At 72.4% G+C, this 16,570-nt stretch carries 2 pseudogenes (1 of these 2 only partly in view); both read right to left on the minus strand.

From position 1 onward, the window contains the following. A pseudogene (locus ACI2K4_RS25700) lies at positions 1-12,570 on the minus strand (SDR family NAD(P)-dependent oxidoreductase); the annotation flags it as partial. Next, a pseudogene (locus ACI2K4_RS25705) lies at positions 12,567-16,570 on the minus strand (type I polyketide synthase) (its annotated part continues 10,540 nt past the right edge of the window); the annotation flags it as partial. The pseudogenes ACI2K4_RS25705 and ACI2K4_RS25700, both read right to left, overlap by 4 nt.

Here is a 16,570-nt window from a genome sequence, read left to right on the forward strand (position 1 = left end):
GGGGCCGGTACGGGGCCGGGGCCAGAACCGCCGGTGCCGGAAGGCGTAGGTGGGCAGATCGGCGCGCGGGCCGTCGCCGAGCACGGCCGACCAGTCGACGTCCTGACCCTCGACGAACAGCGTGCCGACGGCGGTGAGCAGTGTCTCGACCTCGGCCCGGCCCCGGCGCAGCGCGGCGACCACGGTCAGCTCCGGGCGCAGGTCGTCGACCAGCGCGGCGAGAACACTGTCCGGGCCGAGTTCGAGGACCCGGCCCGCGTCCAGGGCCGCGACCGCGTCGGCGAACCGGACCGGGCGGCGTACCTGGTCGACCCAGTAGTTCGGGTCGCTCCACTCCCCCGGTGCCACCGCCCTGCCAGTAACCGACGAGACGGCCGGGGTCACCGGCTCGGCGAACCGCAGCGAGTCCACGACGGCGCGGAAGTCGGCGAGCATCGGCTCCATCAGGTGGGAATGGAACGCGTGGCTGGTACGCAACCGCGAGGTCTTCCAGCCGTGCCCGGCGACCCGCTCGATGTCCGTCAACAGACCCGACACCACCACGGCGTCCGGCCCGTTGACGGCCGCGATGTCGAGGTCCGGGAAGGCGGCGAGCACGTCGGCCTCGGACGCCCGTACCGCCAGCATCGCCCCACCCGACGGCAGCGCCTGCATCAGCCGACCCCGGGCCGCGACCAGCGTGGCGGCGTCGGCCAGGGTGACCACCCCGGCCGCGTACGCGGCGGTGATCTCACCGATCGAATGACCGGCGACGACGTCCGGCTCCACGCCCCAGGATCGGACGAGCGCCAGGAGCGCGACCTCGATCGCGAAGATCGCCGGCTGCGCCCAGCCGGTCTGGTCCAGCCGGGACTCGTCGTCCAGCACCTCGTGCAGCGGCAGGTCCAAGGCGGTGCACGCCTCGTCGAAGGCCGCCGCGAAGACCGGGAAGGTACGGTGCAGCTCGCGCCCCATGCCGACCCGCTGCGCACCCTGACCGGTGAAGACGAGGGCCAACCGGGCCGGTGATGCCTCTCCGCGCGGGGCCGTCTCGAGGTCGGCCAGCCCGCCGTCGAGCGTGACGTGGTCGGGGGCCAGGAGCAGGGCGCGGTGCCGCAGCGCCGCACGACCGGCGAGTGCCCGGCCGATCCGGTCCAGTGGCAGGTCCGGTGTCAGGCCGAGGCGCAGTCGGCTCGCGTACGTGTCCAGCGCGTCCGGGTCGGCCGCGGTGAGCACGATCGGGGTGACCGGCAGGCGCACGGTCGACGGGGTCGACGTCGATACGGGTGCGGGTGTGGGTGCGGCTTCGAGGATGACGTGGGCGTTGGTGCCGCTGATCCCGAACGACGACACCGCCGCCCGACGTGGCCGACCCACCACCGGCCACTGCCGCGCGGTCGTGAGCAGTTCGACCGCGCCCGCCGACCAGTCGACCTGCGACGACGGCGCATCCACGTGCAGCGTCGCCGGCAGAACGCCGTGCCGCATGGCCTGGACCATCTTGATGATCCCGGCGACACCGGCGGCGGCCTGCGTGTGGCCGAGGTTCGACTTGACCGAACCGAGCCACAACGGCTCACCAACCCGATCCCGACCGTACGTCGCCAGCAACGCCTGCGCCTCGATCGGGTCGCCCAACGGGGTGCCGGTGCCGTGCGCCTCGACCACGTCCACCTCGTCGGCGGAGACTCGCGCGCTGGCCAGCGCCTGACGGATCACCCGCTGCTGGGACGGACCGTTCGGCGCGGTCAGGCCGTTCGACGCGCCGTCCTGGTTCACCGCACTGCCCCGGACGACGGCCAGCACCGGATGCCCGAGACGTTCCGCGTCGGAGAGGCGCTCCACCAGCAACATCCCGACGCCCTCGGACCAACCCGTACCGTCCGCGCCCTCGGCGAACGACTTGCACCGACCGTCGGCGGCCAAGCCACGCTGCCGCGAGAAACCGATGAACGTGTTCGGCGTCGCCATCACCGTCACACCACCAGCGAGGGCCGAATCGCACTCGCCGTTGCGCAGCGCCTGCACCGCTAGGTGCAACGCGACCAGCGACGACGAGCAGGCGGTGTCGACCGTGACCGCCGGCCCCTCCAGACCGAACGTGTACGACACCCGACCGGAGGCGATGCTGCCGCCGGTGCCCATGAAGCCCTCGGTCTCCTCCTCGGAGCCGCCCAGCACCATGGCGTAGTCGTCGTACATCACCCCGACGAACACCCCGGTACGTGAACCGCGCAGGCCGGTCGGGTTCAGCCCGGCCCGTTCGAACGCCTCCCAGGAGGTTTCCAGCAGCAGTCGGTGCTGTGGATCCATCGCCAACGCCTCACGCGGTGAGATCCCGAACAGGCCCGGGTCGAAGTCGGCGGCTTCGCGCAGGAAACCACCCTCGCGTGCGTACGAGGTGCCGGGGTGGTCCGGGTCGGGGTGGTACAGGTTCTCCACGTCCCAACCCCGGTCCTCGGGGAAGGGCACGATGCCGTCCCGACCAGCCGCGACCAGCTCCCACAGGTCGTCCGGGGAGGCAACCCCGCCCGGGTAGCGGCAGGCCATGCCGACGATCGCGATCGGCTCGTCGTTGGCGACCGTCAGGGCGGTTCGGACCTGTTCGACCGATCCGGCCTGCTCGGCGGCTCCGGTGAGTTCGGCGGCCAGGTGCCCGGCGAGCGCGCCAGCGTTCGGGTAGTCGAACACGAGCGTCGAGGGCAGCCGCAGACCGGTGACGGTCGCCAGCCGGTTACGCAGGTCGACCGCGGTGAGCGAGTCGAAGCCCAACTCGCGGAAGGCGCGCTCGACCTCGACCGCGTCCGGCCCCGAATAGCCGAGGACCGCCGCCACGTGCGTACGGACCAGGTCGAGCACGACCCGATCGCGTTGCGGCGCCGGCAGGCTCGCCAGGCGTCGACCCAAGCCCGTGTCCGCCTGCTTGCGGACCGGCACCCGAACCAGGCTGGCCAGCAGCGGGGGCAGTAGCCCGGCTTCGGCGGCCGCACGCATCGGGGCGAGGTCCAGCGCGAGGGGCGCGACAGCCGCGCGTTCGGTGGCCAGTGCGGCGTCGAACGCGGCCAGCCCCTGCTCCGACGTGAGCGGCACGATTCCGCCCTGCCGGGCGCGAGCACGTTCCGCGTCGCTGAGTGACCCGCCCATGCCGGCGTCCCACAGACCCCAGGCGAGCGAGGTCGCCGCAACGCCCTCGGCACGAAGCCGCACCGCGTACGCGTCCAGAAACGCGTTCGCCGCCGCGTAGTTACCCTGACCCGCGTTACCGAACAAACCCGCCGCCGACGAGAACAACACCAACGCCCGCAACGACCTCCCCGCCGTCGCCGCGACGAGGTTACGAGCCGCGTCGACCTTCGCTCGGAACACGTTCTGCAGGCGCTCCGGAGTCAGGTCAGCCAACAACGCGTCGTCGAGCACACCAGCCGCGTGAACAACGGCGGTCACCGGCTCGTCACGCAACACGGCCGCGACCGCAGCCCCGTCGGCGAGGTCACACGCGACCGAACGGACCTCCGCCCCGTCGACCACCACCTCACGACCCGAACGAGACAACAGCAACAACCGCCGTACCCCATGGGTTGCCACCAGATGACGGGCGATCAGACCACCGAGCGTGCCGGTCGCACCGGTAACCACCACAACCCCATCGGGGTCACCACCGAGATCAACCCGGTCGGACACCGGAACCCGAACCAGACGCGGCACCCGCAGCACACCATCGCGCACCACCACCTGCGGCACCGGATAGAACACATCCTCCGCACCATCAAGCAAGTAGATGCGGTCCGGATGCTCCGACTGCGCCGACCGCACCAACCCCCACAACGCCGCACCATCCGGATCAGTGACCCGCTCACCCACCGCACCAAACGTCCGCACCACCAACCGCGAATCAACCCACCCCGGATCAACCAACCACGACTGCAACAACCCCAACAAGACAGCAGCACGATCACCAGCCGCACCCGAAGCCGTCGCATCCACCAACAACACAGGAGCCGAATCCGGCAACCCATCGCCGAGCACCATCACCACCGGAACCTCGGCAGCCGAGGCAACCTCCTGTGGCGTCCAATCCACGGCAAAGAGCAAGCGTTCGGCCATGCCCGACCCGACCTGGGCGGTCGACACCGGCCGCAACACCAAGCCGTCGACCTCGGCGACCGGCGTACCGGAGGCGTCGGCCAGCGCGAGCCGTACGGTGTCGGCGCCGTCCGTCCGCCTGAGGTGCGCTCGGAGTCGTGTCCCGGCCGGACCGAACGTCCGGAGCCCGGTGACCGCGAACGGCAGCCGGGTGTCACCTTCGGTGAACAGCCCACCGGCTCCGATCGCGTGCAGCACGGCGTCGAACAGCGCCGGGTGCAGCCCGTACCCGGCGGTCGGGTGGTCCAGCTCGACTTCGGCGTACACCTCGTCGCCGCGCGTCCAGACGGCCCGCAGCCCTTGGAACGCCGGGCCGTAGGCGAGTCCGCTCGCGGCGGTCTCGCGGTAGAAGCCGGATACGTCCAACGGCTCGGCGTCGACCGGCGGCCAGGTGACCAGGTCGACCTCGGCGGCGCCCCGATCGTCCGCGACGGCCAGAGTGCCGGTGGCGTGCGCCGTCCAGGGCTCGTCTTCTTCGGTACGGGCGTGGATCGTCACCGCCCGGCGGCCACCGATTCCCGGCTCGGCGAGAGTGGCCCGCAGTTGAACCCCGCCGCGCTCGGGCAGCGGCAGCGGAGCCTGCAACAGGAGCTCTTCCAGGACCGGAACACCGGCCCGCTCGCCGGCCGCACGAGCCATCTCGGCCAGCGCGGTGCCGGGCACCAGCGGGCGGCCGAGCACCACGTGGTCGGCGAGCCACGGGTGGGACCGCAGCGACAGCCAGCCGGTGAGCAGCGTCGTCGCGGCGTCGGGGGCTTCGATGGCCGCGCCGAGCAGCGGGTGGCCGGTCTCGGCGAGGCCCAGGCCGATCGCGTCCCGACTGGCGCCGGTCCGTGGCCGGGGCCAGAAACGCTGGTGCTGGAAGGGGTAGGTGGGCAGGCCGACAAGGGGTCCGTCACCGAGCACGGCCAGCCAGTCCACGTGCTGGCCGTGAACGAACAGCTCGCCCAACGCGGTCAGCAGCGTCACGGGCTCGTCCCGGTCACGACGCAGTGCGGCCACCACCGGAGTGTCGGGCCTGGCATCGCTCACGAGAGCGGTGAGGACGGCATCGGGTCCGAGTTCGAGCACCCGTACGGCGCCGAGGGCGGCAACCGCGTCGGCGAACCGGACCGGCTGTCGAATCTGCCGCACCCAGTAATCCGGATCGGTCCACTGGCCCGGTGTCACCGAGGTCCCGGTCACGGTGGAAACGGCCGCCAGAGTCGGTTCGGCGAATGTCAGGGTCCGCACGACGGCACGGAAGTCCGCGAGCATCGGCTCCATCAACCGCGAGTGGAACGCGTGACTCGTCCGCAACCGCGACGTCTTCCACCCCCGCTCCGCAGCCAGCCCCACCACCCGCTCGACGTCACCCTCGTCCCCCGACACCACCACCGCGTCCGGACCATTCACCGCCGCGATGTCGATCCCGGGGAATGCCTCCCGAACCTCGACCTCAGAGGCACGCACCGCCAGCATCGCCCCACCAGCCGGCAACGCCTGCATCAACCGACCCCGAGCAGAAACCAACACGGCGGCGTCAGCCAACGTGAGCACCCCAGCCGCATACGCAGCGGTGATCTCACCAACCGAATGACCCGCCACCACATCCGGGTTCACACCCCAGGAGCGAACCAACGCCAACAACGCCACCTCAACCGCGAAAATCGCCGGCTGCGCCCAACCCGTCTGATCCACCACCGCCTCATCCGGCACCGGCAAACCCAACAACCCGCCAACCTCGTCGTACGCCGCCGCGAAAGCCGGGAACGCCTCGTACAACCCCCGACCCATACTCAACCGCTGCGAACCCTGACCCGTGAACACCACCGCCAGACGACCAGGCTCGGCCGCATTCACCGACAAGTGGTCGCCACCAGCCACCGCCGCCAAGCCGGCGTCCAGGGCCGGTCGGTCGCCGGCCACGACAACCGCACGGTGCCGCAGCAGCGGGCGTCGGGTCAGTGACCGCGCCAGGTCGGCGATCGGCGCTTCCACCCCACGCACCCGCACGGCCTGGGCGCGCAGCCCGGCCTCGTCGGCGGCGGTGAGCACCACCGGCACCGGCCGGGCGACGGCCAGCACCGGAGCCGACACGGTCATGGACCCCGCCGGGGCCGGTATGGCCGCGGATTCCGCCGGAGCCGGCTCGGCCGCCGGGGCTTCGAGGATGACGTGGGCGTTGGTGCCGCTGATCCCGAACGACGACACCGCCGCCCGACGCGGCCGACCCACCACCGGCCACTCCCGCGCGGCCGTGAGCAGCTCCACCGCACCCGCCGACCAGTCAACCCGCGACGACGGCGCATCCACGTGCAAAGTCGCCGGCATAACACCGTGCCGCATCGCCTGCACCATCTTGATGATCCCGGCAACACCAGCAGCCGCCTGCGTGTGACCCAGGTTCGACTTCACCGAACCCAGCCACAACGGCCCACCAACCCGATCCCGCCCGTACGTCGCCAACAACGCCTGCGCCTCGATCGGATCACCCAGTGGTGTCCCCGTACCGTGCGCCTCAACCACGTCCACGCCACCCGGCTCAACCCGAGCATTCGCCAACGCCTGACGAATCACCCGCTGCTGCGACGGACCATTCGGCGCCGTCAAACCATTCGACGCACCATCCTGGTTCACCGCACTACCACGAACCACCGCCAACACCGGATGCCCAAGACGCTCAGCGTCGGACAACCGCTCCACCAGCAACATCCCGACACCCTCGGACCAACCCGTACCATCCGCACCTTCGGCAAACGACTTACACCGACCATCGGCCGCCAACCCACGCTGCCGCGAGAAACCGACGAAGGTTCCCGGGGTGGCCATCACCGTGACGCCACCGGCAAGGGCCAACTCGCACTCGCCGTTGCGCAACGCCTGCACTGCCAGGTGCAACGCGACCAGCGACGACGAACACGCCGTGTCGACCGTGACCGCCGGCCCCTCCAGACCGAACGTGTACGACACCCGACCGGACGCGATACTGCCGCCCGTACCCATGAAGCCCTCGACCTGCGCCTCGGCCTGCTCCAGGACGTTCGCGTAGTCGCCGTACATGATTCCGGCGAATACGGCGGTCCGGGACCCGCGCAGGCTGCGGGGGTCGACCCCGGCGCGTTCGAACGCCTCCCAGGAGGTCTCCAACAGCAACCGGTGCTGCGGATCCATCGCCAACGCCTCACGCGGCGAGATCCCGAACACCGCCGGGTCGAAGTCAGCGGCCTGGTAGAGGAAACCGCCCTCCCTGGCGTAGGAGGTGCCGGGGTGATCCGGGTCGGGGTGGTACAGATTCTCCAGGTCCCAGCCCCGGTCATCCGGGAACGGACCGATCGCCTCCCGGCCACCCGCGACCAGCTCCCACAGCTCTTCCGGCGAGCGGACACCGCCCGGGTAACGGCAGGCCATCGAGACGATCGCGATCGGCTCGTCGGCGTGCGCGGCCAGCGTCGGCGCGGCTTCCACCGGGACGGCGCCGGCAAGTTCCGCGCCGACGTGACCGGCCAGCACGGTGGCGTTCGGATAGTCGAAGACCAGGGTCGAGGGCAGGCGCAGCCCGGTCACGGCGGCCAGGCGGTTGCGCAGTTCGACGGCGGTGAGCGAGTCGAAGCCCAACTCGCTGAAGGCGCGCTCGGGGTCGACGTCGTCGGCCCGACCGTACCCGAGCACCTCCGCGACCTGGACCCGGACCAGACCGAGCACCGCCGCGATCCGCTGGTCGGCGGGCAGGTCGGCGAGCCGGCGTCCGAGCGCGGTGTCGGTGTTCGGGCGGGTGGGGGTGTGCACCAGCCCGCGCAGCAGCGCGGGTGCTCCGGTGGCTTCGCGCAGGGCGACCGTGTCGACCGCCAGTGGGGCGATCAGCGGCGTCGCGGCGCCGAGCGCCGCGTCGAACGCGGCGAGTCCCTGCTCGGGCGTGAGCGGCAGGACGCCGCCACGGCGCATCCGGTCCCGGGCCGCTTCGGTGAGCGTCTCCGCCATGCCGGTGTCCCAGAGGCCCCAGGCCAACGAGATCGCCGGAACCCCTTCGGCGCGCAACCGGGTGGCATACGCGTCGAGGAAGGCGTTGGCGGCGGCGTAGTTCGCCTGGCCGGCGTTGCCGAACAGTCCCGCCGCCGACGAGTACAGCACAAACGCGCGCAGGGGTTTGTCCATCGTCGCGGCGGCGAGGTTCCGGGCGGCGTCCACCTTCGGGCGGAAGACCGTTCCGAGGCGTTCGGGGGTGAGCGACCCGAGCGTGCCGTCGTCCAGTACGCCGGCCGCGTGGATGACCGCCGTCACCGGCTCGTCGCGCAGGACCGAGGCAACCGCCTCGGCATCGCCGAGGTCGCAGGCGATCGACCGTACCTGGGCGCCGTCGATGTGCACGTCTCGTCCGGACCGGGACAGCAGCATCAACCGACGTACGCCATGGGTCCGCACGAGATGCTCGGCCACCAGCCGGCCCAGCGTGCCGGTGGCCCCGGTGACCACCACGACACCGTCACCGTCACCGAGGTCGACGGCTCCGGACGACTTCGGCCGGGTGAGCCGGGGCAGGTGCACCACACCGTCGCGGACCAGCGCCTGCGGGACCGGGTAGAGCGCGTCCTCGGGCGCGTCGAGAAGGTGGATCCGGTCCGGATGCTCGGACTGGGCGGACCGGACCAGACCCCACAGTGCGGCCCCGTCCGGGTCGGAGATCTCGTCGCCCACCGCCCCCGAGGTCCGTACCACCAGCCGGGAGGTGGCCCACGCCGGATCGGCCAGCCACGTCTGGAGCAGCACGAGCAGCGCGGACGCGCGCTCCAGCGCATCGCCGCGAGCGGTGGCGTCCACCAGTACGGCGGGCGCGGGCAGCGGCAGTGGATCACCGAGCGCGATGACGACCGGCTTGCCGACCTCGGGCGCGACCTCCTGTGGCGCCCATTCGAGGCCGAACAGGAGGCGGTCGGCCGCTCCCCCCGACACCTGGGCGGCCGTGACCGGCCGGAGCTGAAGCGCACCCACCTCGACGAGCGGCAGCCCAGCCCCGTCGGCCAGCAGCAGGCGCACCGAGTCGGAGCCCGCGCCACGGGAGAGGCGGACGCGCAACTCTCCGGCGGCCGCCCCGGTGACCCGGACACCGGAGAAGGCGAACGGCAGCCGTACCTCCTCGGTCGGGAAGAGGCTTCCCGCACCGATCGCGTGCAGCGCCGCGTCGAACAGCGCCGGATGTACGCCGAACCCGTCCGTCACGTTGTCGACCGCGACCTCGGCAAGAACGGTCTCGCCGGCCCGCCATACCCGCCGCAGGCCCCGGAACGCCGGTCCGTAACGCAGACCGGCGTCGCCGAGCGCGTCGTACAGCCCGGCGCAGTTGATCTCGTCGGCGTCGTTCGGGGGCCAGGCGACCAGGCTCAGATCCGGGTCGTTTTCCGCAGCCGGGGCGAGGGTGCCTTCGGCATGGGTGGTCCAGTCGTCGGCGTCGCCCTCCTCGGGCTGGGCGTAGACGGTGACCGCGCGTCGGTCCGCGTCGTCGGCGGGCCCGACCCGTACCTGGAGCCGGATGCCGCCCTGGGCCGGGATCACCAACGGCTCGCGGAGGATCAGCTCTTCGACGCCGACCACACCGACCCGCCGCCCTGCGGCCAGGACGAGGTCGAGCAGCGCGGTCCCGGGCAGGAGTACGGTGCCGAACACCTGGTGGTCGGCGAGCCAGCCGGGCGCGTTCGCGGCCAGCCTGCCGGTGAGCAGGGCGCCGTCGCCGTCGGCCAGCACCATCGTGGCGCCGAGCAACGGATGGTCCGACGCGTGAAGGCCAGCTGTGGTGACGTCGCCGCTGTCGACGGCGGTGTCGAGCCAGTACCGCTGGTGGGTGAAGGGGTACGTGGGCACGTCGACCGGCCGGGCGTCGGTGCCGTCGAACACCGACCGCCACTGCACGTGCTGACCCTGGACGAAGAGTTCGGCCAGAGCGGTGAGCAAGGTGGTGGGCTCGTCCCGGTCACGACGCAGCGCCGACACCGCGACCACGTCCGGGTCCACGTCACCGACCAGGGTGGTCAACACACCATCCGGACCGAGTTCCAGCACCCGCTCGGTACCCAGGGCGGTCACCGCGTCGGCGAACCGTACCGGCTGGCGAACCTGCCGCACCCAGTAACCCGGATCAGTCCACTCGCCTGCCGTCACCGGGGCCCCGGACACCGTGGAAACAGCCGCCAACGTCGGCTCGGCGAACGTCAACGTCTCCACCACGGCACGGAACTCAGCCAGCATCGGCTCCATCAACCGCGAATGGAACGCGTGACTCGTCCGCAACCGCGACGTCTTCCAACCCCGTTCCGCAGCCAGCCCCACCACCCGCTCGACATCAGCCTCGGCCCCCGACACCACCACCGCGTCCGGCCCGTTCACCGCCGCGATGTCGATCCCGGGGAATGCCTCCCGAACCTCGGCCTCCGACGCCCGCACCGCCACCATCGCCCCACCCGACGGCAACGCCTGCATCAACCGACCACGCGCCACCACCAAAGCCGCCGCATCCGACAGCGACAACACCCCAGCCGCGTACGCGGCCGTCACCTCACCAATCGAATGACCCGCCACCACATCAGGACTCACGCCCCAGGAGCGGACCAACGCCAACAACGCCACCTCGACCGCGAAGATCGCCGGCTGCGCCCAACCCGTCTGATCGACCGACGCCTCATCCGGATCAGCCGGCAGACCCAACGCCTCACCAACCTCGTCGTACGCCGCCGCAAAAACCGGGAACGCCTCGTACAACCCCCGACCCATGGCCAACCGCTGCGAACCCTGACCCGTGAACACCACCGCCAACCGGCCCTCGGCCGCCACACCCCGAACCACCAGATCACCCAAAAGCACCGCCCGTCGTTCCAACACCGCCCGCGAGGTCAACGCCGCACCCACGTCGAGCAACGGCGCACCCAGCTCACGCACCCGCTCGATCTGCGCGTCCAGCGAACCGGCCGACTTCGCCGTCACGACCAGCGGCACCACCGGCAACGTCACCGCCGGCACCACCGAGCGCTCCACCGGCACCACCACCGGCGCCTGCTCCAGAATCACGTGCGCGTTCGTCCCACTGATCCCGAACGACGACACCGCGGCCCGACGCGGCCGATCCACCGCCGGCCACTCCCGAGCCGACGTCAACAACTCCACCGCACCCGACGACCAGTCCACCTGCGGCGACGGCGCATCCACGTGCAGGGTCGCCGGCAACACACCGTGCCGCATCGCCTGGACCATCTTGATGATGCCCGCGACACCGGCCGCCGCCTGGGTGTGCCCGATGTTCGACTTGACCGAGCCGAGCCACAACGGCTCGCCGGCCCGGTCCCGCCCGTACGTCGCCAGCAACGCCTGCGCCTCGATCGGGTCACCGAGCCGGGTCCCCGTACCGTGTGCCTCCACCGCGTCCACGTCGGCGGGTGACAGCCCCGCCGACGCCAGGGCGGCCCGGATCACCCGCTGCTGCGACGGCCCGTTCGGCGCGGTCAGCCCGCTGGAGGCGCCGTCCTGGTTGATCGCCGAGCTCCGGACGACGGCGAGGATCGGGTGCCCGTTGCGCTGGGCGTCGGAGAGCCGCTCGATCAGGAGCAGGCCGACTCCCTCGCCCCAGCCGGTCCCGTCGGCCGCCGCCGCGAACGACTTGCACCGCCCGTCGGCGGCCAGGCCGCCCTGGCGGCTGAACTCGACGAACGTGGTCGGCGTGGCCATGACGGTGACCCCGCCGGCCAGCGCCAGGTCACATTCGCCGTTGCGCAGAGCCTGCCCGGCCAGGTGGAGCGCGACCAGCGAGGAGGAGCAGGCGGTGTCGACCGTGACGGCCGGACCCTCCAGCCCGAACGTGTACGCGATCCGCCCCGACGCGACGCTGCCCGAGTTGCCGTTGCCCAGGTAACCGGCGACCCCGTCGGGCAGGTCCAGCGGACGCGAGCCGTAGTCGTGGTACATGACCCCGGCGAAGACGCCGGTACGCGGGAACGACGCCGTGGTGGGGTCGAGACCGGCCCGCTCGAACGCCTCCCAGGTCACCTCCAGCAGCAGCCGCTGCTGCGGGTCCATGGCCAGCGCCTCGCGCGGGCTGATCCCGAACAGGGCCGGGTCGAAGCCGGAGGCGTCGTGCAGGAAGCCACCCTCGATCCGGGCGCCCCGATCGAGGTCGCCGGTCTCGTGGTCGTAGAGGCCCTCGACGTCCCAGCCCCGATCGGTCGGCGGGGCACCGATCGCGTCCGAGCCGCTGGCGACCAACCGCCACAGGTCCTCGGGGCCGGCGATGCCACCGGGGTAGCGGCAGCTCATCGCGATGATCGCCAACGGCTCGCTGCCCCGGTACTCCAGCTCCTCCACCCGTCGGCGGGCGGCGCGCAGGTCCGCGGTGGCCCGTTTCAGGTAGGCGAGGTACTTCTCCTCGGTCCCGGCGGCTTCGGTTGCGGAGGTCATGGCGGAACCGCCTTCGGATCTGGGTCGGCTCACGGGGTGCCGAGTTCGTCGAGGAGGTCGAAGATCTCGTCGGCGGTCGCCGACTGGAGGTCTTCGGTGTCGGCACCGTCGGCGGGCGCGACCCAGGTCGCGGCGAGCGCGCGCAGCCGCTGTCCGATCGCGACCCGGTGTCCGTCGTCGAGGGTGGCGGCCTTGAGGCGGGCCTCCAGGCCCGCGATCTCGGCGTACACGGCGTCGACCGGGTCGGCCTCGGTCACCTGGTCGGTACGGAGCAGGTCGGCGAGGTGCCGGGCGAGCGCGGTTGGCGTCGGGTGGTCGAACAGCAGGGTCGCCGGCAGGCGCAGCCCGGTCTCGGCGTGCAGCCGGTTGCGCAGTTCCACCGCGGTCAGCGAGTCGAAGCCCAGTTCGAGGAAGCCACGGCTGGGTTCGACACCCTGGGGTGTCGGGTAGCCGAGGATGCCGGCGGTCCGGGCCCGGATCAGGTCGAGCAGGACCCGGTCCCGCTCGGCGGCGCTCAGCGGTGCGAGTTCGGCCGCGAGCGTCGGGGTGGGGGCGGTGTCGTTGGCCCGGCGGGCCACGGCGACCAGGCCGCGCAGCAGTTCGGGGACCGTGCCGTCGCTGGCGTTGGCCCGGACCGAGGCCAGGTCCAGGGCGATCGGTACGGCGAGGGGGCGACCGGTCGCGAGGGCCGCGTCGAAGGCGGCGAGGCCGTCGGCGGGTGTGAACGCGCCGAAGCCGGTACGGGCCAGCCGGACCCGGTCGGCGTCGGTGAGCGTACCGCCCATGCCGGCGTCCCACAGTCCCCAGGCCAGCGAGGTGGCCGGCACCCCCTCGTCCCGCAACTGGGCCGCGTAGGCGTCCAGGAAGGTGTTGCCCGCCGCGTAGTTGGCCTGGCCGGGGTTGCCGAACAGACCCGTCGCCGAGGAGTAGAACACGAGGGCCCGCAACGGCTTGTCCCTGGTCGCCGCGACGAGGTTGCGCGCCGCGTCGACCTTCGCCCGGAACACGACGTCGAGGCGCTCGGGGGTGAGTGATTCCAGGGTCCCGTCGTCGAGCACCCCGGCGGCGTGCACAACCGCGCTGACCGGCTCGTCACGCAGCACCGCCGCGACCGCTTCGGCGTCGGCGAGGTCGCACGCGACCGACCGCACCTCGGCGCCGTCGATCTCCACCGCCCCGCCGGACCGGGAGATCAACACCAACCGGCGTACGCCGTGCGCCCGTACCAGGTGCCGGGCGACCAGACCACCGAGCGTCCCGGTCGCTCCCGTCACCACCACGGACCCGTTGCCGAACTCGACCGCGCCCGAACCCTCGGCCCGGACCAGGCGCGGGACCCGCACCACACCCTCGCGTACCGACGCCTCCGGCACCGGGTAGGCGGCCGGCTCCATGGCGTCGAGCAGGGACACCCGATTCGGGTGCTCCGACTGGGCCACCCGGACCAGGCCCCACAGGGCCGCACCGTCCGGGTCGGTCACCGCGTCACCGACCGCACCGAAGGTGCGCACCACCAGCCGCGATTCGGTCCAGGCGGGGTCGTCGAGCCAGGTCTGGAGCAGGGCGAGCAGGGCGGCGGTCCGCTGTCCGGCCGCACCGGGTCGGCTCGCGTCCACCACCAGCACCGGCACGACCGACACGGGCAACGGATCGCCGAGCACGATCACCGACGACGGCTGCGCCGAGGCGGTCAGCTCCTGCCGTACCCAGTCCACGCCGAACACCGATCGGGCACCCACCGGTACGGCGCTGACCTGCTCGGCGGTGACCGGCCGGAACGCCAGTTCGTCGATGGTGAGCACGGGCGCGCCGGAGTTGTCCAGGGCGGTCAGGCGGACCGCGCCGTCGCCCACCCGCACGAGGTGGACGCGGAGCGTCCGGGCACCGACGGCGTGCAGGCGCGCGCCGCTGACCGCGAACGGCAGCCGAACGGTCCCGTCGAAGAGCCCGGTCGCGCCGATGGCGTGCAGTGCCGCGTCGAGCAGGGCCGGGTGGACGCCGAACCCGTCGGGGTCCGCGCCGTCGAGTCGTACCTCTGCCACCACCTCGTCGCCGTCGCGCACCGCACCGACCAGACCCTGGAACGTCGGGCCGTACCGCAGGCCCGCGTCGGCCAGGCGCTGGTAGAGGCCGTCGAGCGGGACCGGGTCGCCGCCCGGCGACCGCTCGGGAAGCGGCACCGGCGCACCGGCGTCGGGGGCGAGGGAACCGGTGGCGTGCGTGGTCCACCCGTCGGTGTCGTCGGACTGCGAGTAGACGGCCAGCGCGCGGCGTCCGGCTTCGTCCGGGGCGCCGACCGTGATCCGCAGCGCGACCCCGCCGGTGGCCGGCAGCGCCAGCGGCGCCTGGAGCAGCAGTTCGTCGAGGACGGGTACGCCGGCTCGGGCGCCCGCCGCCAGGGCGATGTCGACCAGGGCCGCACCGGGGACGACCACGGTGTCGAAGACCATGTGGTCGGCCAGCCAGCCCGGTGCGTTGGCGGCGAGCCGCCCGGTGAACAGCAGCGCGTCGCTGTCCGGCAGGGTGACGGCCGCGCCGAGCAGCGGGTGCTCGACCTCGTGCAGGCCGGCACCGGAGAGGTCGCCGGCCGGGTCGATCACGTCGATCCAGAGCCGCTGTCGCTGGAACGGGTAGGTGGGCAGGTCGAGGACCGGCGCCGGGGCGGCGCCGAAGGTCGCGGCCCAGTCGACGGTCTGGCCGGCGACAAAGAGCTGGGCGACCGCGGTGAGCAGCGTTTCGACCTCGCCACGGCCGCGACGCAGCGTCGCGACCGCCGTCAGCTCGGGACGGGCGTCCTGGACCAGTGCGGTGAGCACGCCGTCCGGGCCGATTTCCAGGACGCGGGCCGCGTCCAGCCGGGTCACCGCGTCGGCGAACCGGACCGGACGGCGGACCTGCTCGACCCAGTACTCCGGGTCGGTCCAGCGCGGTGCCTCCCCGGGCTCGACCGTGGAGATCACGGTCAGCCGGGGCTCGGCGAAGGTCAGCCCACGCACGACGTCGGCGAACCGATCGAGCATCGGCTCCATCAGCCGGGAGTGGAACGCGTGGCTCGTACGTAGCCTGTTCGTCTTCCAGCCGTGGGCGGCGACCCGTTCGACGTCCGCCTCCGCGCCGGAGACCACAACCGCGTCCGGTCCGTTCACCGCCGCTATGTCGATCTCCGGGAACGCTGCCCGTACCTCCGCCTCCGGGGCGCGCACCGCCAGCATCGCCCCGCCGGCCGGCAGGGCCTGCATGAGCCGGCCCCTGGCGGCGACCAGCGTGGCGGCGTCCGCCAGGCTCAGCACACCGGCCGCGTACGCGGCGGTGATCTCGCCGACCGAGTGGCCGGCGACGATCTCCGGGGTCACCCGCCAACTCCGGAGCAGGGCCAGCAGCGCGACCTCGACCGCGAAGATCGCGGGCTGCGCCCAGCCGGTCTGGTCGAGCCGTGACTCGTCGTCGAGCACGTCGTGCAGCGGCAGTCCGAGGGCGTCCGCCGCCTCGTCGAAGGCGGCGGCGTACGGCGGGAACGCCCGGTACAGGTCGCGTCCCATCCCGACCCGCTGGGCGCCCTGTCCGGTGAACACCATCGCCAGTCGCCCCTCGGCGGCGCGGCCGGTCGCGACCGGTTCGCCGTCGCCGGGACTCAGCAGCACCGCGCGGTGCGGCAGGGCGGCCCGGTTGGTCAGCGCGTGCCCGATGTCGCCCGGCCGGACCTCCGGCCGGTCGCGCAGCACGGTGCGGATCCGCCCCACCTGCTCGGCGAGTGCGGCCGGGTCGTTGGCCGAGACCACCAGCGGCACGCTGCGGGTCCAGGTCGGTCGGGGCGCGAGCGCCGGTGCCGGGGGTTCCTCCAGGATCACGTGGGCGTTGGTGCCGCTGATGCCGAACGAGGAGACCGCTGCACGACGCGGGCGGTTCACGCCCGGCCAGGGCCGGGCCTCGGTCAGCAACTCGACCGCGCCCGCGCTCCAGTCGACCTGCGGAGTGGGCGCGTCGACGTGCAACGTCCGGGGCAACAGGCCGTGCCGCATCGCCTGGACCATCT

The sequence above is a fragment of the Micromonospora sp. NPDC050397 genome, assembly GCF_044901685.1.
Lineage (GTDB): Bacteria > Actinomycetota > Actinomycetes > Mycobacteriales > Micromonosporaceae > Micromonospora_G.